Origin of the sequence: Pseudolysinimonas sp. (assembly GCF_039912695.1) — a bacterium.
In the GTDB taxonomy this organism is placed as follows: domain Bacteria; phylum Actinomycetota; class Actinomycetes; order Actinomycetales; family Microbacteriaceae; genus Pseudolysinimonas_A.
In genome coordinates, this window is record NZ_JBDSPJ010000002.1 from 86,105 (window position 1) to 110,985 (window position 24,881).

The 24,881-nt window shown below is 64.2% G+C and carries 21 protein-coding genes; 4 read left to right on the forward strand and 17 right to left on the reverse strand.

What is annotated here, in order from left to right; all coding sequences use genetic code 11:
- The first annotated feature begins 110 nt into the window (after nucleotides 1-110).
- Nucleotides 111-1,316: a GAF domain-containing protein gene (locus ABIR17_RS00530; protein ID WP_348002400.1), complete on the forward strand. Its 1,206-nt coding sequence runs from the start codon at nucleotides 111-113 to the stop codon at nucleotides 1,314-1,316.
- A gap of 38 nt (nucleotides 1,317-1,354) precedes the next feature.
- Here the strand turns inward: ABIR17_RS00530 and ABIR17_RS00535 are convergent, their stop codons facing one another.
- From ABIR17_RS00535 to coaE, 12 genes are all read right to left on the reverse strand, one after another.
- Entirely contained in the window at nucleotides 1,355-1,717 is a 363-nt protein-coding gene (locus ABIR17_RS00535) for an RNA polymerase-binding protein RbpA (RefSeq protein ID WP_348002401.1), read from the reverse strand.
- Between the two features lie 13 nt (nucleotides 1,718-1,730).
- Nucleotides 1,731-1,973: a preprotein translocase subunit SecG gene (gene secG / locus ABIR17_RS00540; protein ID WP_348002402.1), complete on the reverse strand. Its 243-nt coding sequence runs from the start codon at nucleotides 1,971-1,973 to the stop codon at nucleotides 1,731-1,733.
- A 12-nt stretch (nucleotides 1,974-1,985) separates the two neighbouring features.
- Nucleotides 1,986-2,771, reverse strand: coding sequence for a triose-phosphate isomerase (gene tpiA / locus ABIR17_RS00545; RefSeq protein WP_348002403.1), 786 nt, complete (start codon nucleotides 2,769-2,771; stop codon nucleotides 1,986-1,988).
- A gap of 46 nt (nucleotides 2,772-2,817) precedes the next feature.
- Complete coding sequence (locus tag ABIR17_RS00550) at nucleotides 2,818-4,029, reverse strand: phosphoglycerate kinase (RefSeq protein ID WP_348002404.1); 1,212 nt, start codon at nucleotides 4,027-4,029, stop codon at nucleotides 2,818-2,820.
- 34 nt (nucleotides 4,030-4,063) lie between these two features.
- Complete coding sequence (gene gap / locus ABIR17_RS00555) at nucleotides 4,064-5,071, reverse strand: type I glyceraldehyde-3-phosphate dehydrogenase (protein ID WP_348002405.1); 1,008 nt, start codon at nucleotides 5,069-5,071, stop codon at nucleotides 4,064-4,066.
- A gap of 101 nt (nucleotides 5,072-5,172) precedes the next feature.
- Nucleotides 5,173-5,799 carry a superoxide dismutase gene (locus tag ABIR17_RS00560; protein WP_348002406.1) on the reverse strand — a complete coding sequence of 209 codons (627 nt, stop codon included), beginning with the start codon at nucleotides 5,797-5,799 and terminating at the stop codon, nucleotides 5,173-5,175.
- Between the two features lie 18 nt (nucleotides 5,800-5,817).
- Entirely contained in the window at nucleotides 5,818-6,789 is a 972-nt protein-coding gene (gene whiA, locus ABIR17_RS00565) for a DNA-binding protein WhiA (protein ID WP_348002407.1), read from the reverse strand.
- Between the two features lie 61 nt (nucleotides 6,790-6,850).
- Nucleotides 6,851-7,747, reverse strand: coding sequence for an RNase adapter RapZ (rapZ, locus tag ABIR17_RS00570; protein ID WP_348002408.1), 897 nt, complete (start codon nucleotides 7,745-7,747; stop codon nucleotides 6,851-6,853).
- A gap of 13 nt (nucleotides 7,748-7,760) precedes the next feature.
- Nucleotides 7,761-9,704 (reverse strand): excinuclease ABC subunit UvrC, encoded by a 1,944-nt coding sequence (gene uvrC, locus ABIR17_RS00575; RefSeq protein WP_348002409.1) that lies wholly within the window; start codon nucleotides 9,702-9,704, stop codon nucleotides 7,761-7,763.
- 33 nt (nucleotides 9,705-9,737) lie between these two features.
- Nucleotides 9,738-12,623 carry an excinuclease ABC subunit UvrA gene (uvrA, locus tag ABIR17_RS00580; RefSeq protein WP_348002410.1) on the reverse strand — a complete coding sequence of 962 codons (2,886 nt, stop codon included), beginning with the start codon at nucleotides 12,621-12,623 and terminating at the stop codon, nucleotides 9,738-9,740.
- Between the two features lie 65 nt (nucleotides 12,624-12,688).
- A complete protein-coding gene (gene uvrB, locus ABIR17_RS00585) occupies nucleotides 12,689-14,767 on the reverse strand; it encodes an excinuclease ABC subunit UvrB (RefSeq protein ID WP_348002411.1) in 2,079 nt (692 codons plus the stop codon).
- Between the two features lie 9 nt (nucleotides 14,768-14,776).
- Nucleotides 14,777-15,391 carry a dephospho-CoA kinase gene (gene coaE / locus ABIR17_RS00590; RefSeq protein WP_348002412.1) on the reverse strand — a complete coding sequence of 205 codons (615 nt, stop codon included), beginning with the start codon at nucleotides 15,389-15,391 and terminating at the stop codon, nucleotides 14,777-14,779.
- A 17-nt stretch (nucleotides 15,392-15,408) separates the two neighbouring features.
- Between coaE and ABIR17_RS00595 the strand changes: the two genes are divergently transcribed.
- A complete protein-coding gene (locus tag ABIR17_RS00595) occupies nucleotides 15,409-16,056 on the forward strand; it encodes a DUF4126 domain-containing protein (protein WP_348002413.1) in 648 nt (215 codons plus the stop codon).
- A 3-nt stretch (nucleotides 16,057-16,059) separates the two neighbouring features.
- On the opposite strand, the gene rpsA is transcribed toward ABIR17_RS00595, so the two are convergent.
- Nucleotides 16,060-17,535, reverse strand: coding sequence for a 30S ribosomal protein S1 (gene rpsA / locus ABIR17_RS00600; protein WP_348002414.1), 1,476 nt, complete (start codon nucleotides 17,533-17,535; stop codon nucleotides 16,060-16,062).
- 121 nt (nucleotides 17,536-17,656) lie between these two features.
- Between rpsA and ABIR17_RS00605 the strand changes: the two genes are divergently transcribed.
- A complete protein-coding gene (locus ABIR17_RS00605) occupies nucleotides 17,657-18,232 on the forward strand; it encodes a nucleoside deaminase (protein WP_348002415.1) in 576 nt (191 codons plus the stop codon).
- A 3-nt stretch (nucleotides 18,233-18,235) separates the two neighbouring features.
- On the opposite strand, the gene ABIR17_RS00610 is transcribed toward ABIR17_RS00605, so the two are convergent.
- From ABIR17_RS00610 to ABIR17_RS00620, 3 genes are read right to left on the reverse strand one after another with little or no spacing between them, the layout of a single operon-like run.
- Nucleotides 18,236-19,162: a DUF1731 domain-containing protein gene (locus tag ABIR17_RS00610; protein WP_348002556.1), complete on the reverse strand. Its 927-nt coding sequence runs from the start codon at nucleotides 19,160-19,162 to the stop codon at nucleotides 18,236-18,238.
- Nucleotides 19,163-19,191: 29 nt separating this feature from the next.
- A complete protein-coding gene (locus tag ABIR17_RS00615; RefSeq protein WP_348002416.1) occupies nucleotides 19,192-19,794 on the reverse strand; it encodes a DUF4166 domain-containing protein in 603 nt (200 codons plus the stop codon).
- Nucleotides 19,795-19,804: 10 nt separating this feature from the next.
- A complete protein-coding gene (locus ABIR17_RS00620; RefSeq protein ID WP_348002417.1) occupies nucleotides 19,805-21,484 on the reverse strand; it encodes a DUF885 domain-containing protein in 1,680 nt (559 codons plus the stop codon).
- 125 nt (nucleotides 21,485-21,609) lie between these two features.
- Between ABIR17_RS00620 and ABIR17_RS00625 the strand changes: the two genes are divergently transcribed.
- The gene (locus ABIR17_RS00625) at nucleotides 21,610-22,170 is read left to right on the forward strand and encodes a hypothetical protein (protein WP_348002418.1); all 561 of its coding nucleotides are present in this window, start codon (nucleotides 21,610-21,612) and stop codon (nucleotides 22,168-22,170) included.
- 63 nt (nucleotides 22,171-22,233) lie between these two features.
- Here the strand turns inward: ABIR17_RS00625 and polA are convergent, their stop codons facing one another.
- Nucleotides 22,234-24,879 carry a DNA polymerase I gene (gene polA, locus ABIR17_RS00630; RefSeq protein WP_348002419.1) on the reverse strand — a complete coding sequence of 882 codons (2,646 nt, stop codon included), beginning with the start codon at nucleotides 24,877-24,879 and terminating at the stop codon, nucleotides 22,234-22,236.
- Nucleotides 24,880-24,881 lie beyond the last annotated feature (2 nt).

Here is a 24,881-nt window from a genome sequence, read left to right on the forward strand (position 1 = left end):
TCGCTCGGGGATCCGCGCCCGCAACGATTTCGGGTGGGCACGCTCGGTTCCCGGTCACGGGGCGTATGGTTGCGCGCACCGCATCAGAGCGGCCCCCGAGGAGCATCCCGATGCTCGAACGTATTCAAGCGCTGGTCGCCCCGCTGCTGGGGCAGTGGTTCGCGCGGTCGTCAGCGTCATGGCGCTCCCTGGAAATTCCACGCGGGACGACGAGTGCTCACTCCCCGGGAGTTAACGCTGACCGCGTAGCGCTGGTGGGCTCCGGGGTCGCGGTGGGTTACGGAGCGCACGTCAACGATCTCGCCCTTGGCGGACACCTCGCGCGCCAGATCTCGGCGCGGACCGGTCGGGGCGCCACTGTTGAGACTCTCGCGCGGATCGGGATGCGGATCAGCGGCTGCCTTGACGCCCTCCGCTCGATCGATCTCACCCGCATCGACGCTTTGGTCGTCACCATCGGCGGCGAAGACGTCTTGCGTTTGATGCGAGCACGCGAGTTCCGCACCCGCATCGACGAAATGTTGAATTGGGTCACTCAAGAAGAGTCACGACTCGCCGTCCTGATGGTCGAGATTCCCGACATCCCGTCGATTATGCGAGTACCACGCATCTTCGCGGGGCTGCTCAGTCGTCATGGCCAGCGTCTGAATCAAGAGTTACGCGCCGCCTGTGCGTCGCGGACGAACGTGCACGTGGTTCCCTTTGCTCCCCAGACGAGTGACCTGACGAGTACCGAGATCGGCATCTACCGCAGCTGGGCATTACTCCTCGCTCCGGCGATCGCAGAGGTGTTGAATAGCCAACTCGACTACCCCCGTGATTCGACGACGGTTGACGAAATGGCTCTCCACCGCGCCCTTGAAGGGCTGAAGGATCTCGACTCGGCCACGGAGGATCAGCTCACGCGCATCGCGGGAACGGCGCGAGATGTGTTCGGTGTCGATGACGCGTCGATCTTGTTCGTCGACCGGGATCGGCAGTGGAACATCGCGTTTGCCGGCGCGAATCCGCTGAACGGGCCGCGAGGTGACGGACTCGGTTCGGCAACGGTACACAACGGCAAGATCCTCGTGATCCCCGATCTCCGCGACGATGTGCGGTTCGCCGACCGAGCGTGGATGTCGGCGCCTGAGGTCGCGATGCGCTTCTTTGCCGGGTTCCCGATCGAGGCATCCAACGGCCAGCGCGTCGGGGCACTGTGCATTGTCGATGGAGTCCCCCGAAACCTCACCCCGGCGGACGGATCTCTTCTCGGCGATCTAGCGCGGCAGGTCGAGTCCTCGCTCCGCGGTCGCGAACACGGAACGCGGAGTTAGGTTGAGAACTCCACGTTCAGGGGTGGCCGATCCTCGGCTCAGACTGACGCGCCGCCGCGTCGCGATCGGAGCTGCTCGAGGGCTTCGTCGAGCAGCTGAGCCGCCTCATCGTCTGAGCGACGCTCTTTGACGTACGCGAGGTGGGTCTTATAGGGCTCGCTCTTGGCAAGCTGCGGCGGGTTGTCTTTGTCGCGGCCAGCGGGCAGCCCGGTCTGCGGGCTGTCGATCGTTACCGGAATTTCGTCTTCAGGAAGATTCGCCGCGAAGAAGCGCACGGTCTCATTGCCCGCAGCGTCCCAGTATGAGACCGAAATACGTTCGGCGTGGTAACCGCGATCCTGCTCCCCCATGGGACCTGAACCGACACGTGAACCACGGATCGCGCTACCACCTGATGCCACGAACGTCCTCCGACTACTGGAACTTGATGATCAGGCCGAGCACGATGATGCTGGACACCCAGAGCAGCGCCAAGATCACGGTGATTCGGTTGAGGTTGCGCTCCGCGACGCCTGAGGCACCCAGGTTCGAGGTGGTGCCGCCGCCGAACATATCGGAGAGGCCACCGCCGCGTCCGCGGTGCAGCAGGATGAGCAGGGTCAGAAGCAGGCTCGTGATGCCGAGCAAGATCTGCACGATGGTCTGAAGTACGAACATAACTTGCCTATCTTATGTGCCGACGTGCTTCTGGAAGCGCACGATGCTCGCGAACTCTTCGAGTTGCAAACTCGCGCCACCGACCAGTGCGCCGTCGATATCGGTTTCGCGCATGAAACCGGCAATGTTGCTCGACTTCACACTCCCGCCGTACAGGATCCGCGTTGCCTGCGCGACGTCATCGCCCAACAGCTCGGCGATCACCACGCGAAGAGCTGCACAGACCTGCTGGGCCTGATCGCTGGTCGCGGCTTGGCCCGATCCGATCGCCCAGACGGGTTCGTAGGCAACGACGACGTCGCTCCCCTTCAAAGCTCCACCTAGGGCGACACGAAGCTGCGCGACGGGAACCGCACTGGGGCCGTGCGTCTCGAGATCTTCCGCTGTTTCGCCGACACAGATCACCGGGATGATGCCGTGACGGTGGGCCGCTGCGACCTTGCCGGCGATCTGCTCGTCCGTTTCGCCGTGGTACTGGCGCCGCTCCGAGTGGCCGATCACGACGTATTTGGTGTCGAGAGCCTTCAGAAATGCGCCCGAGATCTCGCCGGTGTACGCACCGTTGTCATGCTCCGAGATGTCTTGTCCGCCGTAGGCAATCGGCAGGTCGTCGGCGTTCACGAGGGTCTGCACACTTCGCAGGTCGGTGAAAGGGGGGAACACCGCAACCTCGGCCGTTGCAAAGTCATGGCGAGCGTCGGACAGCGTCCACGCGAGCTTCTGCACGAATGCGATTGACTGCAGATGATCGAGGTTCATCTTCCAGTTGCCCGCGATGAACGGCGTTCGAGCTTTCATCGACACAGAGCCACCGTCCGACACAGAGCCACCATCCGACACAGAGTCACCATCCCAAAACCTTCAGACCGGGCAACTTTTTGCCCTCCAAGAACTCCAGGCTCGCACCGCCACCTGTCGAGATGTGACCGAACTGGTCGTCGGTGAATCCGAGCTGACGAACAGCCGCAGCAGAATCGCCGCCGCCCACCACCCCAAGTCCGTCGACCTCAGTGAGTGCTTGGGCAACGGCGCGCGTGCCCGCAGCGAAGGGAGCCAGCTCGAAGACCCCCATCGGCCCGTTCCAGAACACGGTGCCTGAACTGCGGATGACTTCGGCAAATGCCGCAGCAGTCTCGGGGCCGATGTCGAGCCCGAGACCGTTCTCACCGAACGGCGTGTTCTCGATGCCGTCTGCGGCAGCAACCTCGTGCCGCGCGTCGGCGGAGAACTTCTCGGCGACGACGACATCCGTCGGCAGCACGATCCTCACACCACGCTTCTGCGCTTCGTCCAAATACCCGGTGACGGTGTCGATCTGGTCTTTCTCGAGAAGGCTCTTGCCAACCGGGTGCCCGAGCGCGGCCAGGAAGGTGAACAACATCCCACCGCCAACCAGGATGTTGTCAACTTTCGGCAGCAGGGCGTCGATGACCGCGAGTTTGTCGGACACCTTCGATCCGCCGAGAACGACCGTGTAAGGGCGCACAGGATGCTCGGTGAGCCGTTCGAGCACGCCGAGCTCTGTCTCGATCAGCCGACCCGCGGCGCTGGGCAGCAGTTCGGCCAACTCGACGACGCTCGCCTGGTCACGGTGCACGACGCCGAATCCGTCGCCGACGTACAAGTCGCCGAACGCAGCGAGCTTCTCGGCGAAGGCCTTGCGATCGCCGTGATCCTTGGAAGTCTCCGCGGCGTGGAAACGGAGGTTTTCGAGCAGCACGACGCCGCCATTCTCAAGATCCTTCACCGCGGATTTCGCCGAGTTGCCGACGGTGTCATCGGCGAACTGCACGGGGACGCCCAGCAGTTCCGACATCCGCGTTGCGACCGGGGCGAGGCTGTACTGCGGGTCGGGCGAACCATCGGGGCGACCGAGGTGCGACATCACGATCAGGCCAGCACCGCCGTCGAGCAGCTCCCGAAGGCTGCCAATCGACGCGCGAATACGGCCGTCGTCGGTGATCTTTCCGTTGTCGAGCGGAACGTTGAGGTCGCAGCGCACCAGGATGCGCTTGCCCAGCAGCGAGCCCAGCGACTCGATCGTGCGAAGTGTCATGACGTTCGGGGCGCTGCGGTCGGTGCCGTGAGGTTCAGAGCCGCGCGCCGACGTATTCGGTGATGTCGACGAGCCGGTTGGAGTAACCCCACTCGTTGTCGTACCACGAGGCGACCTTGACCTGGTCGCCGATCACCTTGGTGAGCTTGGAGTCGAAGATCGAGGAATGCGGGTCGCCCACAATGTCGCTCGACACGATCTCGTCTTCGGTGTACTTCAGGATGCCCTTGAGCGATCCTTCCGCTGCCTTCTTATAGGCGGCGTTGACCGATTCGACCGTGACCGGCTTGGATGCCGTCACCGTGAGGTCGGTGATCGACCCGCTGATCACCGGCACGCGCAGCGCGTAGCCATCAAGCTTGCCGACCAGTTCAGGGATGACGAGCCCGAGAGCCTTCGCGGCACCGGTCGAGGTCGGGATGATGTTGGCCGCGGCCGCGCGCGCACGACGCAGATCGCTGTGCGGGCCATCCTGCAGGTTCTGATCTGCCGTGTAGGCGTGGACCGTGGTCATCAGGCCGCGCTCGATGCCGAACTCGTCCATAAAGACCTTCGCGAGCGGGGCGAGGCAGTTCGTCGTGCACGAGGCATTGGAGATGATCGAGTGCTTGGCTGGGTCGTAGGTGCCCTCGTTGACGCCGAGCACCAGAGTCGCGACGTCATCGCCGGTCGCGGGGGCCGAGATGACGACCTTCTTCGCGCCCGCAATGATGTGCTTGTGAGCGTCTTCAGACTTGGTGAAGCGTCCGGTGGACTCGATCACGATGTCAACGCCCAGCTCACCCCACGGCAGGTTCGCGGGATCCCGCTCTTCGAAAACCTTGATCGACTTGCCGTTGACGATGATGTTGCCGTCGTCGAATTCCACCGTTGCGTCGAGACGACCGTTGACCGAGTCGTACTTGAGCAGGTGCGCGAGAGTCTTGTTGTCGGTGAGGTCGTTGACCGCGACGATTTCGAGGTCACTTCCCTTCGCAAGAGCGGCGCGGAGGAAGTTCCGTCCGATCCGTCCAAAGCCGTTGATCCCGATCTTGACCGACACTGAATGCTCCTTGCAGGGGTGGGGAAAGTTGCGGTGGTGGCGTGGAAAGGGCGGTCGGAATCACTTCCGACCGCCCAGCGCTTTTGACGGCGCAGTCTCTGTTACGACAGTAGCAGGAGCCCCGCGGCGCCTGAGCGCGCGGCCTCGAATCGAGCGCCCGCGTCGGCCCAATTCGCGATGTTCCAAAACGCCTTCACGTAGTCGGCTTTGACGTTGACGTAGTCGAGGTAGAAGGCGTGCTCCCACATGTCGAGCTGCAGGATCGGCGTCACCCCGAGAGGCACGTTGTTCTGCTGGTCGTACATCTGGTTGATGAGCAAGCGTGACCCGACCGGGTCCCACGCCAAAACTGCCCAGCCAGAACCCTGAAGGCTGTTGGCGGCGGCGCTGAAATGCCCGACAAACTTCTCGAACGATCCGAAGAACTCGTCGACGGCCGCGCCCAGTTCGCCGACCGGCTTGTCGCCACCATCGGGTGAGAGGTTCTTCCAGAAGATCGAGTGGTTGATGTGACCGCCGAGGTGGAACGCCAGGTCCTTTTCGAGCTTCGGGACGTTCGCGTAGTCGCCTGACTCGCGAGCTTCGCCAAGCTTCTGAATGGCGGTGTTCGCGCCGGCAACGTAGGCGGCATGGTGTTTGTCGTGATGCAGCTCCATGATCCTGGCGCTGATGTGCGGCTCAAGCGCCGCGTAGTCGTACGGGAGATCGGGGAGCGTGTAGTCAGCCATGCCCCCAGTCTACGAGCGCTACCCCAGGTCGGGCAGGCCCGCGTCAGTACCCGGAATGCCGCGATCTGATGCCAACTTGTCGGCCATCGCGAGGAGCCGGCGGATTCGGCCGGCTACGGCATCCTTCGTCATCGGCGGATCGGCGTAATGACCGAGTTCATCGAGGCTCGCGTCGCGATGCCCCAGCCGCAAGTCTCCGGCGTATCGGAGGTGCTCGGGAACCTCGTCACCGAGAATCTCGAGGGCTCGTTCGACCCGCGCGCAGGCCGCAACGGCCGCTTGAGCGCTGCGGCGAAGGTTGGCGTCGTCGAAATTGACCAAGCGGTTGGCGGTTGCCCGCACCTCGCGCCGCTGGCGCATCTCTTCCCACACCGACACGCTCTGCGTCGCGCCCATGAGCTCGAGCATCGTGCTGATCGCCTCGCCGTCACGCACGACAACCCGGAAGGACCCGCGAACCTCACGAGCCTTTGCGGGAATCTTGAGCCTCCCGGCCGCACCAACGAGCGCCATTGCAGCTTCGTTTCCCGGACAAATAACTTCAATCGCCGCGGAACGCCCCGGATCGGTGAGAGTTCCTGTCGCGAGAAACGCTCCTCGCCAGATAGCGGCGAGTTCATCCCGCGAGCCGGTGGTCAGTCGGTTCGGCAAACCGCGCACGGCGCGATTGCGGGAATCGATCAACCCGGTCTGGCGCGCGAGAGTTTCGGCACCCTCAATCACGCGCACCAGGTAGGTGTTGGTGCGGCGCAGGTTGCTGCCCGAAATCACCGTCACCTCGCTGCGCACCCCGTACAGCTCGGCCAGATCTTTGCGCACCCGACGCGCGATCTTCGGCGACTCAAGTTCAGCCTCGACCGCTACCCGACCCCCGATGGTGTGAAGTCCGCTCGAAAAGCGCAGGAGAGCTGCGAGTTCGGCGGCGCGCACGGCGGTCTTGCCGACCGCGACCCCGGCGAGCTCTTCTTTAACATCGGCGCTCAGTGCCACGCGGCCGTCCTTCGTCTCTGAATCTCGTCGAACCCTTGCGACCGAGTTGGGAATTCTGTGGTCATTCGCGACCGAGGTCGCGGTGCTTCACGCTGACCGCGATTCCAGGGAGTGCGCTGAGCCGGCGGCCAAGTTCCTCGGCAATGGCCACGGAACGATGCTTCCCACCCGTGCATCCCAGAGCGATCGTAGCGTGCCGCTTGTTCTCGCGACCGTACCCGTCGAAGACCGGGCGGAGGGCCGCAACGTAGCCGTCGATGAACTCCCCCGCTCCCGGTAGCCCGAGAACGTAGTCGGCGACCACATCGTCGAGTCCGGTGAGTTCCTTGAGTTCGGGCACCCAGAACGGATTCGGCAGAAAGCGGCAATCTGCGACGTGGTCGGCGTCCGATGGCAGGCCGTATTTGTAGCCGAAGCTCAGCACCGTCACGCGAGTGGTCGGCTCGTCCTCTTCGGCAAACTGTTCTTGCACGAGAGTCGCCAACTGGTGGATGTTGAGTTCGCTCGTGTCGATCACGATGTCGGCTTGCGAACGAAGCTCCGCCATCCTAGCTCGCTCGGCGCTGATGCCGTCGAGCAGCGTTCCGTCACCTTGAAGTGGATGCGGTCGCCGCACATTCTCAAAGCGACGCACGAGAACCGCATCGGTCGCATCGAGAAACAGCAGGCGTGTGTCGTCAGTGTCGCGGAGCGACTCGAGTGCGGCCTGCACATCCGCGAACAGACGTCCACCGCGGATGTCGACGACCGCGGCAACCCGCGGAATCGAGTCCCCGGTGTGACGCGAGAGGTCCACCAATGGCCGCAACATTTGCGGCGGCAGATTATCGACCACGTACCAGCCGAGGTCTTCGAGGGCGTTGCCGACCGTCGATCGTCCGGCGCCCGACATCCCCGTGACGAGCAGCAGCTCGCGGCGGAGGGCCTTAGCTACCGGCGTGTCGGGTGTCGTCGCCAAGTCAATCCGCCCATTACTCCCTGGTCTGCCCAACCTGGGTATCGCCGCTCAGCTTAGCGACGATCGCTGTGGCGAGAGACGGCCCGACCCCTCGCACTTCGGCAATTTCCGTTGCTGATGCCTTCTTCAAACGCGAGACCGACCCGAAGTGTGCCAGCAGCACCTTCACCCGAGCAGGTCCGAGGCCGTCAACCTCGCCGAGGACCGTGGAAATGTCAGCCGTGCGCTTCTGCCGCTGGAAGGTGATCGCGAACCGATGGGCTTCGTCGCGGATCCGCTGGATCAGAAACAGCGCCTCGCTGTTGCGCGGCAAAATCACGGGGAAGGAATCGCCAGGAAGCCAGACCTCCTCGAGACGCTTCGCGATGCCCGCGACCGGGATGTCGGTGATTCCCAGTTCACGAAGCACCGCGGCAGCCGCATTCACCTGCGGCTCTCCGCCGTCGACGAGGATCAGACCCGGTCGGTAGGCGAAGCGTTTGCGCGGTCGGGTCGAGGGAAGGTCGTCGTTTTCGTCGACGCCCCCCGCCGAGGACTCCGATTCGACCTCGTCTTCTGAGAGGCGCGCCAACCTGCGACGCAGAACCTGCGAGATCGACTCAAGGTCGTCGGCGTACTCCTTGATCGCGAACTTTCGATACGACGACTTCTGCGGCAGCCCATCCTCAAACACGACCATTGAGGCGACGATGTTCGTGCCGCCCAGGTGAGAGACGTCGTAGCACTCGATGCGCAGGGGCGCGTCCGCGAGTCCGAGGGCATCCTGGATGTCGGTGAGCGCTTGCGTGCGGGCGACGTAGTCGCCGCTGCGCCGCATCTTGTAGAGGGCGAGCGCCTGTTTCGCGTTCATCGTCGCGGTCTGCAGAATCGCGGCCTTGTCGCCGCGTTGGGCGACGCGTAGCGTCACGGCCCCCTTCGAGCGGCGATCGCTCAGCCAGCCCTGCAACGCCTCGACGTCGTCGGGAAGCGCGGGTACGACGATCTCGCGCGGCGGCTCCTCGCTTGCTCCTGAACTGGTGTCATACGCGCTCTGCAGCACCGCCTCGACAAGGTCACCCGTCGTCACATCGAGTTCGGTGTCGACGACCCAACTCCGGTTGCCCGTGACTCGACCGCCCCGCACCACGAACTGCTGCACGGCGGCGGCGAGCTCATCGTGCTCGATGCCGAAAACATCCGTGTCGATGCCGTCGGCGAGCACGATCGCGCTGCGCTCCAGCACGTTGTTGAGGGCCGAGATGCGGTCGCGTAGTTTCGCTGCCCTCTCGTATTCCAGCTCGGCCGACGCCTCGCGCATCTCGCGCTGCATCCCGGTGATGAACGACGGATCGGGATGCGCCATGAAGGCGACGAACTCATCGACGATCGCGCGATGCTCGTCGACCGTCACTCGACCCGAACACGGTCCCCCACAACGCCCGATCTGCCCGGGGAAACAGGGCCGGCCGCTCGACATCGCCCGTTTGTAGCTCGAGTCAGAGCAGGTGCGGATCGGAAAGGCCTGCACCATCTGCTCGATGGTGTCGCGCACGGCCCAGATCTTCGGGTACGGGCCGAAGTAGCGGCCCCCCGGAATTCGGTGGTTACGGGTAACCATCACCCGTGGTGCCTCGTCGGCGAGGGTCAGCACCATGTACGGGTAGGTCTTGTCATCCCGGAACTTGACGTTGAACGGCGGGTCGTACTGCTTGATCCAGGTGTATTCGAGTTCGAGTGATTCACGGTCGTTCGCGACCACCGTCCACTCGACGTTCGACGCTGTGAGCACCATCGCCCGGGTGCGCTCGTGCAGGTTGCGCATCGGCTGGAAGTAGTTGCTCAGTCGCTGGCGGAGGTTGATGGCCTTTCCGACGTAGAGCACGCGGCCTTTGGGATCGCGAAAGCGGTAAACGCCCGGGCCGGTCGGGATCTCGCCCGCCTTCGGCCGCCAGGGGATGGCGTCGGGGCGCGCTGCCACCGCCTTCGCGGCCTGACCTGGCCGGGGCAAACGCTAGCCCGCCTTGCGGGTGGTGGTCTCGCCGAGAACTTCGCGCAAAAACATCCCGGTGTGACTCTCGGGCACTGTCGCGATGTGCTCCGGCGAGCCGATCGCGAGCACCTCGCCTCCGCCCGAGCCGCCTTCGGGACCCAGGTCAATCACCCAGTCCGCGCTCTTGATGACGTCGAGGTTGTGCTCGATGACGATCGCGGTGTTGCCCTTGTCAACCAGACCATTGAGCACGAGGAGCAACTTGCGCACGTCTTCAAAGTGCAGACCGGTCGTCGGCTCGTCGAGCACGTAGACGCTTCGCCCTGCTGACCGCTTCTGCAGCTCGGTGGCGAGTTTGACGCGCTGCGCCTCGCCGCCCGAGAGGGTCGTCGCGGACTGGCCGAGCCTGACGTAGCCCAGCCCGACATCCACCAGAGTTTTCAGGAAGCGGTGGATCGCTCCGATCGCTTCGAAGAAGTCGGCCGCTTCGCTGATCGGCATGTCGAGCACTTCGGCGATGTTCTTGCCCTTGTAGTGCACCTGAAGCGTGTCGCGGTTGTAGCGCGCTCCCCCACAGACCTCGCAGGCGACGTAGACGTCGGGCAGGAAGTTCATCTCGATCTTGATCGTGCCGTCGCCCGAACAGTTCTCGCATCGACCGCCCTTGACGTTGAACGAGAAACGACCGGGCTGATAGCCCCGGGCTTTGGCTTCCATCGTCTCGGAGAAGAGCGTGCGGATGCGGTCGAAGACTCCGGTGTAGGTCGCGGGGTTGGAGCGCGGGGTGCGTCCGATCGGGGCCTGGTCGACGTGGACGACCTTGTCGAGTTGCTCAAGACCGGTGACCCGCTTGTGCTTTCCCGGAACCTGTCGCGCGCCATTGAGTTCGTTCGCGAGCACTTTGTAGAGGATGTCGTTGACCAGGCTCGACTTACCCGACCCGCTCACCCCCGTTACCGCGACGAAGGCTCCGAGCGGAAAGCTAACGGTGACGTCTTTCAGGTTGTTCGCCCGCGCACCCTCGACCGTGATCTGGCGGTTCTTGTCGATCGGGCGACGACGTTTCGGCATCTCGATCTCACGTCGGCCGGCCAAGTAGTCGCCGGTGATCGAGCGGGTGTTCTTCAGCAGCGACTCGTAGTCACCCGAATGGATGACCTCTCCCCCGTGTTCGCCAGCGCCCGGCCCGATGTCGACCAGCCAGTCGGCGGTGCGGATGGTGTCTTCGTCGTGCTCGACGACGATGAGGGTGTTGCCGAGGTTCTTCAACTTGACGAGGGTGTCGATCAAACGACGGTTGTCGCGCTGGTGGAGGCCAATACTCGGCTCATCCAGGACGTACAGGACGCCGGTCAGCCCCGAGCCAATCTGCGTCGCGAGCCGGATGCGCTGCGCCTCTCCACCAGACAGGGTCGCAGCCGCGCGCGCCATCGTGAGGTAGCCCAGCCCGACCTCGAGCAGAAACTCGAGTCGCAGCCGGATCTCACGCAGTACCTGGGCCGCGATCTTCGCCTGCCGGTCGGTCAGGGTGAGGTCGTTCATGAACTGATAGGCGCCGGTGAGGCTGAGTTCGGCGACCGCCGAGATGCTCGTCTCGTCGACCAGAACGGCAAGCACCTCGGGCTTGAGGCGTTGGCCGTCGCACACCGGGCAGGGGATCTCGCGGAGGTATTCGCCGTAACGCTGCTGCGACCAGTCACTCTCGGCTTCGCTGTACTTGCGCTCGAGATAGGGCATCACGCCTTCAAAGCCGGTCGAATACTTGACGGTGCGTCCGAAACGGTTGCGCCATGAGACAACGACCTCGAAGTCGTTTCCCCGCAGGATCGCCTGGCGCGCCTCGTCAGGCAGGTCTTTCCACGGGGTGTCGAGGTCGAAGCCGAGGTCGCGTCCGAGTCCCTGAAGGAGTCGGCTGAAATAGGAATACATCCCCTTGCCAGACTGATTCCAGGGCAGCACGACGCCCTCGTTGAGGGTGAGGCTCGGATCTCCGATCACGAGCTCGGTATCGACGGCCATCTTGGTGCCGAGGCCAGAACATTCCGGGCAGGCGCCAAAGGGGGCGTTGAACGAGAAGGTGCGCGGCTCGATCTCAGTGAGCTGGATGGGGTGGTTGTTCGGGCACGACAGCTTCTCGCTATAGGTGCGGATGCCGGCAGGACCCGCGACGTCGATGTAGTCGATCGTCACGACCCCGCCCGCCAGCCGAAGCGCCGTCTCGAGCGAGTCGGTCAAGCGGGTCAAGAGATCGTCTGCCGAAACCAGCCGGTCAACGACGACCGAAATGTCGTGCTTGTAGGACTTCTTCAGTACCGGCGGTTCACTGAGCTGGATGGTTTCGCCATCCACGACTGCCCGTGAGTACCCGCCGGTCTGCAGCTCCTTGAAGAGGTCGACGAACTCGCCCTTCTTCTGGCTGATCACCGGCGCGAGTACCTGGTAGCGGGTACCGACCTCCAGCTCCATCAACTGGTCGGCGATCTGCTGAACCGACTGCCGCTGGATCTTCTCGCCGCACACCGGGCAGTGTGGCTCGCCGACGCGCGCCCAGAGCAGGCGCATGTAGTCATAGATCTCGGTGATCGTGCCGACGGTGGAGCGCGGGTTGCGGTTTGTCGATTTCTGGTCGATGCTCACCGCGGGACTCAAGCCTTCGATGAAGTCGACGTCGGGGCGGTCTACCTGCCCGAGGAACTGGCGCGCGTAGGCGGACAGCGATTCGACGTACCGACGCTGCCCTTCGGCGAAGATCGTGTCGAAGGCCAGGCTCGACTTTCCCGACCCGGAGAGACCGGTGAAAACGACGAGCGAATCGCGAGGAATCTCGAGATCGACGTTCTTGAGGTTGTGGACTCGGGCTCCGCGGACGCTCAGCTTGTGGCTCGAGGGAACGGGGGTAATCGACACCCCGCGAGTCTACGGAGCGCCGCCGACATCCGCCGCGTCGTCCGCCGCTGGCGAAAGAGCGGGTCCTAGCGAACGTGCCCCGCCGCTTCCATCTGCCGCAGTTCCTTCTTGAGGTCGCCGAGCTCGTCGCGCAACCGCGCGGCTAGCTCGAACTTGAGCTCGCCCGCCGCCTGCAACATCTGCCCGTTGAGATCTCCGATGATCGACTCAAGTTCGGCAGCACCCTGCGCTCCAACGCCCTCCCGGCGCAGGTTAGGTGTGGGGCTCCGCCGCCGCGAGCCGTCCGGGGTGCTGCGCCCGGCCAGCAGCTTCGCGGTGTCGGCACCTTCGCGGGCGAGGATGTCGGTGATGTCGGCGATCTTCTTGCGCAGGGCCGTCGGTTCGATGCCGTGTTCAGTGTTGTAAGCGACCTGCTTCTCGCGCCGCCGGGTCGTCTCGTCGATCGCCCGCGCCATCGAGTCGGTCATGTTGTCCGCGTACATGTGCACCTCGCCGGCGACGTTGCGCGCGGCGCGGCCGATGGTCTGGATGAGCGACGTGCCCGATCGCAAGAAGCCCTCCTTGTCGGCGTCGAGAATCGCGACCAGTGACACCTCGGGGAGGTCGAGCCCTTCACGCAGCAGGTTGATGCCGACCAACACGTCGAAGACGCCCGCGCGCAGTTCGGTGAGGAGTTCGACGCGACGGAGGGTGTCGACATCCGAATGCAGGTAGCGCACGTTGACGCCGTGCTCCGACATAAACGCCGTGAGCTCTTCCGCCATCTTCTTGGTCAGGGTCGTGACGAGCACCCTCTCGTTGCGCTCGACCCGGATGCGGATCTGCTCAAGGAGGTCGTCGATCTGGCCCTTGCTGGGCTTAACCACGATCTGGGGATCGACGAGGCCGGTGGGCCGAATGATTTGTTCGACCACGTCATCCACCATCCCCATCTCGTATTTGCCCGGGGTCGCCGACAGGTAGACCTTCTGACCGACGCGGCCAAGAAACTCTTCCCAGCGCAGCGGGCGGTTATCGAGGGCACTGGGGAGCCGGAAGCCGTGTTCGACGAGGGTGCGCTTGCGGGAGGCATCGCCTTCGTACATCGCTCCGATCTGCGGAACCGTGGCGTGCGACTCGTCGATGACGACCAGGAAGTCGTCGGGGAAATAATCGAGCAGCGTGTTCGGCGGCTCCCCCGGCTGGCGGCCATCCATGTGCCGCGAGTAGTTCTCGATGCCGTTGCAGAAGCCGATCTGCTCCATCATCTCGATGTCGAAGGCCGTACGCATGCGCAACCGTTGGGCCTCAAGGAGCTTGCCTTGCTTCTCGAAGAGGGCGAGTTGCTCGGCGAGTTCGACCTTGATCGACTTGATCGCGCGGTGCATCGCCTCGGTGCTCGTCGCGTAGTGCGTTGCCGGGAAGATCGACACCGCATCCAGTTTGCGCAGCACGTCGCCGGTCAGCGGATGCAGCGAGTAGAGCGCCTCGACCTCGTCGCCGAACATCTCGATGCGCACAGCGTGCTCTTCATAGACCGGGATGATCTCGATCGTGTCGCCCCGTACGCGGAACTTGCCCCGCGAGAAGTCGACATCGTTGCGGTCGTACTGCATGTTCAGGAACCGGCGCACGAGGTGGTCACGCGAAATGCGGTCGCCGACCTGAAGCGAGGTCATGGCGCCCAAGTACTCCTCGGCAGCGCCGAGCCCGTAGATGCACGACACGGTCGACACCACGACGACATCCCGTCGGGAGAGCAGCGAGTTCGTCGTCGAGTGCCGCAAGCGTTCGACCTCGGCGTTGACCGACGAGTCCTTCTCGATGAAGGTGTCAGTCTGTGGAACGTACGCCTCAGGCTGGTAATAGTCGTAGTACGAAACGAAGTACTCGACCGCGTTGTTGGGCATGAGTTCGCGGAATTCGGTCGCCAGTTGCGCGGCCAGGGTCTTGTTGTGGGCAAGTACGATCGTCGGGCGCTGCACTTGCTCGATCAGCCAGGCGGTCGTCGCCGACTTGCCGGTACCCGTCGCGCCGAGGAGCACGATGTCGGTCTCACCTGCGTTGATGCGTTGAGCGAGCTCTTTGATCGCCTGCGGCTGATCGCCACTGGGAACGTAGTCGCTGATCACCTCAAACGGCCGGACGACGCGAGTGGGCTCCATCACTCCAGGTTAGGTGGCGCTACCGACACGCGCTCGAAGGTTCTCCCAGAGCACATCTGCCTGTTCAAGGGTGTGCTCAACAGTGCCGTCCGCGTCAATCACGACGTCGGCGATCGAGAACCGGTCGGTGTCGGTCGCCTGCGAATTGATGCGGTGCAGCGCCTCCTCCCGCGTCATCCCCCGCAGCTCGATCATGCGGGCAACACGAGCTTCCGTCGAAGCGTGCGTGACGACGACCACGTCAAATTCTTGAGACCGACCGACTTCGACGAGCAACGGGATGTCGTAGACGACAATCGCGTTCGGGGCGCGATCCGCGGCCGCGGCGAACAGCTCACGCGACCGTTCGAGCACGGCGGGATGCGTGATCGCATTGAGCTTCTGTCGACCCTCGGGATCGGTGAAGACGATCGCGCCAAGCGCGGCACGGTCGAGGCTGCCGTCGGCCGCGATTACGCCGTTTCCGAAGGTCTCGGCGATCCGAGCGAGCGCCGGCTCCCCCGGTTCGACAACCTGGCGGGCGACCTGATCGGCATCCACAATCACCGCACCGTGTTCGGCGAGCCGACTCGCGACGGTCGACTTACCGGATGCGATCCCGCCGGTGAGGGCCACGAGCAGCATCTGGCTATCGTAAGGGCATGCTTGAGATCCTCACCGGGTCCGGCCTCGCCGGAGCCGCAGGCCTGAACGCCTACATCCCGTTGCTGATCGTGGGGTTGTCGAGTCGCTTCTTCGATTGGATCCATCTGCCGCCAGCTTGGGCGTGGCTCGGTAACGAGTGGGTGCTCGTCATCCTGGGCGTGCTGCTGATCATCGAGGTGATCGCCGACAAGATCCCCGTGGTCGACAGCGTCAACGACTGGATCCAGACGGTCGTGCGGCCGGCGGCTGGTGGCATCCTCTTCGGAACCGGCACCACCTCACAGACCGTTGCGATCACCGACCCGGCGTCGTTCTTCGCGAGCCATCAGTGGGTACCGATTGTGACCGGCGTTGTGCTCGCTCTCGTCGTGCACGCGGGCAAAACCTTCGCCCGGCCGGTCGCCAACGCCGCGACAGTCGGCTTCGCGGCGCCGGTGCTCAGCACCCTCGAGGATGCGTCGAGCATCGTGCTCAGCATCCTCGCGATCCTGGCGCCGATCTTCGTGATCCTGGGACTCGGCGGTCTTCTGGTCGGATTGGTCGCGCTATTCCGACGGGGCCTTCGGCGACGACGTTCCCGTGCCCTGAACATAGAAAACGGGGTGCCGGACATTCCTGTCCGACACCCCGTTGATGACGCTTAGAACCTAGCTGTTGCCCGCGAGCTTCTCGCGCAGCGCGGCGAGCGACTCGTCGTCGGCAAGCGTGCCTGTCGTGGCACCCTCGCTCGAGAACGAGTTGCCGCCAGATTCGACGGACGCCGAGGCGGGAACATCCGCGATGCCCTTCTCCTCGGCCGCGATGACCTGAGCCTTGTGCAGCTCCCAACGCGCCTGGGCTGCCGCGTACTCGGCTTCCCAGGTCTCGCGCTGGCTGTCGAAGCCTTCAAGCCACTCGCCCGAGTCGGCGTCGAAGCCCTCCGGGAACGTGTAGTTGCCCTTGTCGTCGTACTCGGTGACCATGCCGTACAGAGCCGCAAGGCCCGAGTCGAACTCGGTACCGTTCGGGTCGACGGCCTCGGTGGCCTGCTTGAGCGAGAGCGAGATGCGGCGACGCTCCAGGTCGATGTCGATGACCTTGACGAACACCTCGTCGCCAACCGAGACGACCTGCTCGGCGAGTTCGACGTGCTTGCCGCTCAGCTCCGAGATGTGGACGAGACCCTCGATGCCCTCCGCCACGCGCACGAACGCGCCGAACGGAACGAGCTTCGTGACCTTACCGGGAGCGATCTGGCCGATCGCGTGAGTGCGGGCGAAGACCTGCCACGGGTCTTCTTGGGTCGCCTTGAGCGACAGCGACACGCGCTCGCGCTCCATGTCGACCTCAAGGATTTCGACGGTGACCTCTTGGCCAACCTCGACAACCTCACTGGCGTGCTCAATGTGCTTCCACGACAGCTCCGAGACGTGCACGAGGCCGTCGACACCGCCGAGGTCGACGAACGCGCCGAAGTTGACGATCGAGGACACAACGCCCTTACGGACCTGGCCCTTCTGGAGGTTGTTGAGGAAGGTCGAACGCGACTCCGACTGCGTCTGCTCGAGCAGCGCACGGCGGCTCAGAACGACGTTGTTGCGGTTCTTGTCGAGTTCGAGGATCTTGGCTTCGATCTCCTGGTCGAGGTACGGCGTGAGGTCCCGCACGCGACGCAGCTCAATGAGCGAGGCCGGGAGGAAGCCGCGGAGTCCGATGTCGACGATGAGGCCGCCCTTGACGACCTCGATGACGCGACCGGTGACAACACCGTCGGTGTCTTTGATCTTCTCAACGTCGCCCCAGGCACGCTCGTACTGAGCGCGCTTCTTCGACAGGACGAGGCGGCCTTCCTTGTCCTCCTTCTGGAGAACGAGGGCTTCGACCATGTCGCCGACCTGAACGACGTCAGACGGATCGACGTCGTGCTTGATCGAGAGTTCGCGGGAGGGGATGACACCCTCGGTCTTGTAACCGACATCGAGGAGAACCTCGTCGCGGTCGATCTTGACAACAGTGCCCTCGATGAGGTCTCCGTCGTTGAAGAACTTGAGGGTCTTCTCGACCGCGGCCAGGAAGTCTTCAGCAGATCCGATGTCATTGATGGCGACCTGCTTGGTAGCCGAGGCGGTCGTTGCGGTGGTCATGTAGTAGTTACTCCGGGATGGGCATAGGTAGGCCGTCGGCGAGATGGTGCTCTGTGGATTTTGCCGATGGCAGGCGGATAGAAAACGCGAAAAACGCGACCCTTTAGCCTAGCGTGCCGGTATGACCCGCGCCACCGCGTTCACCGCGACCCTCCCCGACTGGCTTCTCCATCGTCCCCTGCCGGAGCTGCTCGCAACCGACGAAGACCGTATGCGACTGGTGCACGACCTCGCCGACACCAACTGGCGGGCGGGCAACGGCGGTCCATTTGCGGCGATCGTGGTCGACTCCCAATCCGGTGAGCTGATCTCGGTCGGCGTCAACGTCGTCCTGTCGTCGGGACTCTCCTCATCCCATGCCGAGGTCGTCGCACTCAGCCTCGCCCAGGCGACCCTCGGTGGCTGGGACCTCGGCGCGGAACGCGCCCTCGAGCTGGTCGTCAATTGGCGTCCCTGTGCAATGTGTTACGGCGCGACCATTTGGTCGGGAGTGAAGCGACTCGTGATCGCGGGGTTCGGTCCCGAATGTGAAGACCTCACCGGATTCGACGAGGGTCCGGTTCGGGATGACTGGCGCGAGCAACTTGAATCCCGCGGAATCGCGATCACGACCGATGTGCTTCGGGATGGCGCGCTTCGCACCTTCGCGGAGTACGGGGCGTCGGGTGCGACCGTCTACAACGCGACGCGGAACTAACTCCTAGCCGGCTCGCCGTTCGGCGACGACCTCCGCGATTGCGGCGGAAAGTTCGGGATAGCGGAATTCGTATCCCGCAGCGAGTAGCCGTTCGGGAACCACCCACCGACTCTTCAGCACCAGTTCGGTCTCAGTCCGGATCGCCCAGGCACCGGGTTCGAGCATCCACCGATGCAGCGGGATGCCGACGGGCATCCGCAGCGCCTCACGGATGGTGCGCATCACCCCGCGACTGTCGGTCGGGTTCGGTGATGACACGTTGACGACCCCGTCAAGTTCGGGATGCGCGATGAGAAATCGGATGACGCCGAGCACGTCGGCGAGGTGCACCCACGAAAAGCGCTGGCGTCCGCCGCGTGCGCCGAACTCGTGCAGGGTTCCCGCCGCGATTCGTCGCTTCGAGCGAAACCACGGGCCGTCAACCTGCGCTCCCCCGAAGCCGATGCGGGCGAGCTTGAGCAGCGGGACGAGCGCGCTTCCGTTGCCGAGCACAATCGCAGTGCGCAGCGCGACCCGTCGCGTTGCGGTCAGGTCGCCCTCAAAGAAGGCGTCTTCCCAGGCACGGGCGATCGAGACCGAGAAGCCCGTGCCCAGTTCACCGGTCGACTCGGTCATCGGTCGATCCTCGGCGTGCCGGTAGATGGTCGCTGTCGAGGAGTTCAGCCATACCGCGGGCGGGCTCGCGGCATCCCGGATCGCGTGCCCGAGTTCGCGCGTCGTTTCGACCCGGGAGCGCAGAATCTCGGCACGATTCTTCGCGTTGTAGCGACAGTTGACGCTCTTTCCGGCGAGATTGATCACGACATCCGCGCCGTCGACCAGCCGGCGGATGCCCGCGCTGTCACCCCAGGACGCGTCAGCACCCGATCGACCGATCGTGACAACCTCGTCGCCGCCAGCGCGGAACTCACGCACGAGGTACTGCCCCATGAAGCCCGACGCTCCGGCGATCACGACCTTCACTGATCCTCAATTCCGTAGCTGAACGAACCGGAGTATTCGTAAATGCGGCCGATCAGGGGCGCATCCATCGTGAGAGCAACGTGTTGCCGGTCGCCGACGCGACTCTCGACCAGCAGCACCCGCGGTGCGAACGGGATCGGGATGCGCGCCGCCCCGAGCCGGAGGTAGGCGCGACGCGATCGCAGCTCGAGCCGACCCTCGACGACCTGGGCCTCGAGGGGGGCCTCGAGCCGGCCGCGCGTGCCGAGGCGATCAACGAGGCCGCGAGCGGTCATCCTGATCTCGTCGTACATCACCCGGTCGCGCATCACCCGGTCTCCCCGAACGAAATGGAACGTGCGCGCTGCGTGAATCGCCCCGTCGCCCGGGGTGTTGACAACCTCGAACGGCACATCCTTCGCCCACACCGGAAAAACGATGTGCGCCCGGCCCAGAACCGCGAGCATCGGCCAGAGCCAACGTCTCGGAGTTCCGACCCGGGAGAACACACCGCTGCCTCGCCCGACCTTTCCGCTGGGGATCGCCGAAAAGTAGGTGCGCAGCGCGGGGTCAAGATCGGCCAGATGGGTGCCGAGGGCGACCTCCCACGGCGAACTCACTCGGGCGAGGTCACTTGAGAAGCGCGGCCTTGAGGGTGTCGAGCCCGACGCCGCCCAGGTCGAGAGCCTTCTTGTGAAAGTCCTTGAACGAGAACGATGATCCAGCCTTCTGCTGCGCCGCATCCCGAACCTGTTCCCAGATGCGCTGCCCGACCTTGTACGACGGCGCCTGCCCGGGCCAGCCGAGGTAGCGGTTCACCTCGAAGCGCACGAATGAGTCGTTCATGTTGACGTTGTCGCGCAGGAACTCGAGCGCGTAGTCGTGGTCCCAGATGCCCTGGCCGTCGAGACGCGGCTTGCCGAGGTGCACGCCAATGTCGAGCACGACGCGGGCCGCGCGCATCCGCTGGCCATCGAGCATCCCGAGCCGGTCAGCCGGATCGTCGAGGTAGCCGAGTTCCTGCATGAGCCGTTCGGCGTAGAGCGCCCAACCTTCGGCGTGACCGCTGGTGCCGCCCATTTGCCGACGCCAGAGGTTGAGGGTCGCGCGGTTGTACACGGCCTGCCCGATCTGCAGGTGATGGCCGGGAATGCCCTCGTGGTACACGGTGGTGAGTTCACGCCAAGTGTCGAACTCGGTGACGCCCTCGGGCACGCTCCACCACATCCGACCCGGACGCGAGAAGTCGTCGGCGGGTCCGGTGTAGTAGATGCCGCCCTCTTGCGTCGGGGCGATCATGCACTCCAGGCTCTTCACCGGATCCGGGATGTCGAAGTGGTTCTTCGAGAGATCGGCCACCGCTGCGTCGGAGGTCTTCTGCATCCAACGCTGGAGTTCGTCGGTACCGTGCAGTTTGCGCGACGGGTCCTTCTCGAGGGCGTCAATCGCATCCTGCACCGACCCCCCGGAGACGATCTCGCCGGCGATGCGGGTCTGTTCCTCGACCATACGTGCGAGTTCTTCGATGCCCCACTCGTAGGTCTCGTCGAGGTCGATCTTCGCGCCGAGGAAGTGCTGCGAGCGGAGGGCGTAGAGCTCGCGGCCGACGCCATCCTGCTCGGTCGCGACCGGGGCGAGCTCGGTCTCAAGGAACTTCGCCAGCCGGTCGTAGGCGTCTGCCGACGCCTCGGCACCCTTCTTGAGGTCGGCGGCGAGGGACTCGGGCAGATCCTTGTCGTCGGCCAACTTGGCGGCACCCGTGAAGTCGAAGAAGAACCCGAGCGGGTCGCCGTGCTTGCGCGCCTGTTGGGCGACTTGTTCGACCTGACGACGAGCCGGCACCGAACCCTGCGCGATGCCCTTCTTGAGAGTCTCGATATAGCCGTCCACAGCGCCCGGAACGTTGCCGAGGCGCTTGGCGACGATCGACCAGTCGTCTTCGCTTTCGGTCGGCATGAGGTCGAAAATGTCGCGGATCCCCTGCGCCGGAGACGCGATTACGTTGATGTCACGGAGGTAGTAGCCGGCGTCGGTGGACGCGATCTCGAGTTCGAGTTCCGACGTGATGTCGGTCTTGGTGACCTCATCGACCTCGTCGACCGGCGTCGCGGCGGCGAGTGCGGCGACGACCTTCTTCGCCTCGTCGATGTACCGGGCTTGGCCGGTCGGCGAATAGTCGCCCACTTCGCCGATCCGGCCGGGAATGCCCATATAGATCGCGGCATCCGGGTCGAGGTCGACCATGGTCGCGACCCAGTCCTCGGCGATCTTGTCGATCGGGGTGGACGCGCGCGTGGGGAGATCGGTCATGCCCTCAGCCTACGACCGACACTGCGGGCGACCGCTAGTCCCTCCGGAGGACGCGTTCGGGGTCTCACGATGTCATGGGTATCCATGACTACACGGCGACGCCCTCGGTCCCTAGCGTTCGAGCTATGAAACTCTCCGTTCGTACCCTTGTCCTCGCTGGCGGCCTCGGCGCCGTTCTCACCCTTGTCGGTTGCTCGACCGGCGGCTCCGGCAGTCCGGGAGGTTCCGAGTCCACAACACCGACCACGACCCCGGTGACTGCTCCGGTCTCGGCGTGCCCAGACGGCTTCGTCGACGCCTACGTCGCCGCATACGCCCAGTACTACCAAGAGGTCTCGATTACCGAGATCCCCGCCACGGACTTCCGCCCGGCGTATCTGGCGCCGTTCCTCGACGGCGGCTGCGCGATTCGGATCGTTGGCACGTCCCCTCACGGAACTGCCAACGACAGAGACGAAGGTTATGCACTCGGGGCCAATGTCGACGGGATCACGGCAGCCCTCGTTGCGGAAGGCTACTTCGATGTCGACGACGGGCTGGACTACGGCCACACCTTCCAGCGGGGGGACGGCCAGCTGCGCGATGACGTCGACTTCTACGAGGTCAAAGGCGTCGCGGACTACGCGATGGAGAACTCATACTTTCCCGGAGATCTCATCGTGCTGACCTCCTCGCTCATCAGTTGAGTCGGGTCGCGAGAGTTCCCCCGTGCACGGACCTGCCGTGCACTGACCTGCCGTGCAGACCGGTCAGTGCGCGGCGGCGTCCCAGTTCGCGCCGATTCCGACCTGGACATCGAGCGGCACACTCAACTGGGCGGCGTGCGACATGCGTTCGGTGACGATCGTTGTGAGCTCATCCAGCTCTCCCGCCGCGACCTCGAACACGAGTTCGTCGTGCACCTGCAGAAGCATCCGCGACCCCAGTGTTCGAGAGCGGATGTCTGCGTCGATTCCGAGCATCGCGAGCTTGATGACATCCGCGGCCGAGCCCTGGATGGGCGAGTTCAGCGCCTGACGTTCGGCGTTCTCACGCAGCGTGCGGTTGGTCGACGTCAGGTCAGCGAACGGGCGACGGCGGCCGAAGATCGTCGTCGTAAACCCATCGATGCGGGCTTGTTCGACGACACCGCGAAGGTAGTCACGCACCCCGCCGAACCGGGCGAAGTAGTCGGCCATCAGTTCCTTCGCCTCGGACGTCTCAATGCGCAACTGCTTGCTGAGGCCGAAAGCCGAAAGCCCGTACGCGAGCCCGTACGACATCGCCTTGACCTTGGTGCGCATGGTCGGAGTGACCTCGGCCGGGTCGACCCCGAACACTCGCGCCCCGACGAAGCGGTGCAGGTCTTCGCCCGAGTTGAACGCTTCGATCAGCCCGGCGTCTTCGGAGAGGTGCGCCATGATGCGCATTTCGATCTGCGAGTAGTCGGCGGTGAGTAGGGTCTCAAACCCTTCGCCGGGAATGAACGCGGTGCGCACCTCACGGCCGACCTCGGTTTTCACCGGGATGTTTTGCAGGTTCGGGTCGTTCGACGCCAGGCGCCCGGTCGCCGATCCGGTCTGTTCGTAGTTGGTGTGCACGCGGCCATCGGCGCCGACGCCCCTCTGCAGCGTTTCGACGATCTGTCGGATCTTCGTGGCATCCCGGTGCTGCAACAACAGTTCGAGGAAAGGATGCGGAGCCAGGTCTTGGAGATCTTGGAGCGACTGGGCGTCGGTCGAGAAGCCGGTCTTGTTCGACCGAGTCTTCGGCATCCCGAGTTGGTCGAACAGCACTTCTTGCAACTGCTTCGGCGACCCAAGGTTCACCTCGCGACCGATTTCGGAGTACGCCTTCGCCGCGATATCGGCAGCCCTTGCGCCAAGTCGTTCGTTGAGTTCGGCCAGTACCGGAGCTGCCACCGTGACGCCCTGAGTCTCCATACGGCCCAGTACCGAACCGAGCGGCACCTCGATCGTGTGCAGAACGTTGAGCGAACCGGCATCCAAACGGGTTGCAAGTTCTGCAGCGAGGCGGGTCACGTACCAGGCCTCGGTCGCTGGGCTCAGCGCTTCGGTCTCGGGCACGAGCTGGTTCGGGTCGGGCTGAGGAAGGTTCTCACTCAGGTAGTAGTAAACGAGCGACTGCAGCGTCTCAGACCGCTGAGAGGGCCGCAGCAGCCAGGCCGCGATCGCGGGGTCGATGTCGACGCCCCGCAGTTCGACACCAAGCGCAACAAGGGCCTTGCCCTGACGCTTCGCATCCCAGACGTGTTTCGGCGCGTCGCCGGCCAGCCACATCGACAGCGCATCGTCGCCCCACGGCACCCACACGGAATCCGTTTCGCTCGCGACCCCGACCCCTTCGACAACGCCATTCAGCACCGCAACTCGCACGCCAAGAGCGGTCGTGCCCTGCTTCGACTGCGCGTCGAACCACAATGCGAGGTCCGTACCGGTGTGGGTCTGCACGGGCGGCAGAGTGGTCGTCGCCGCTCCCCCGGCCGCGAGTTGCGCGACATCGGTAACGCCCTCGATCTTGAGCAGTCGCTCGAGCAGGGTCTTGAACTGAAGTCGACCGAACAACTCGGTGACAGCGTCGACATCCATCGGCTTGCGGGCGAGATCTGCGGGCGCGAGCGGCAGTTCGACATCCGTGACCAGCCGGTTCAGCTTTCGGTTGCGGATGGCGCGGTCCTGCTGGTCGCGCAGGTAGCCGCCCACAACGCCGGTGATCTCGTCGGCGTGGGCGAGCAGGTTGTCGACGGTGCCGTACTGCTGGATCCACTTGACGGCAGTCTTCTCACCGACCTTGTCGATGCCGATCAGGTTGTCGCTCGTCTCGCCGACGAGTGCCGCGATTTCGGGGTACTGCTCGGGCTCGATGCCGTATTTCTCGAACACGGCATCCCGGTCATAACGCTTCAACTCGGAGACGCCGCGAGCGTTCGGGTAGAGCACCGTGACATTGGGCGTGACCAACTGGAGGGTGTCGCGGTCACCGGAAGTGACGAGCACATGGAAGCCCGCGGCAGCGCCCTGGGTCGCGAGCGTCGCCAGGATGTCGTCGGCCTCGAAGCCGTCGAGTTCGAGAGTCGGGATGTTCATCGCGGCAAGAGCCTCTTGCAGCAGCGGAATCTGGCCCTTGAATTCTTGGGGAGTTTCGCCGCGCGTGCCCTTGTACTCGGGGTACTCGGCGGTGCGGAACGACACCCGCGACTTGTCAAAGGCGACCGCGAGGTGGGTCGGCTTCTCGTTCTGCAACAGCAGGTTGAGCATCGACAAGAACCCGTGAATGGCATTGGTGTGCTGACCGTCACGCGTCACGAAACTGTCGATCGGCAGCGCGTAGAACGCCCGGAACGCCAACGAGTGGCCGTCGATGAGCAGCAGCGTAGGCTTCTTCGAGTCCGGCACGG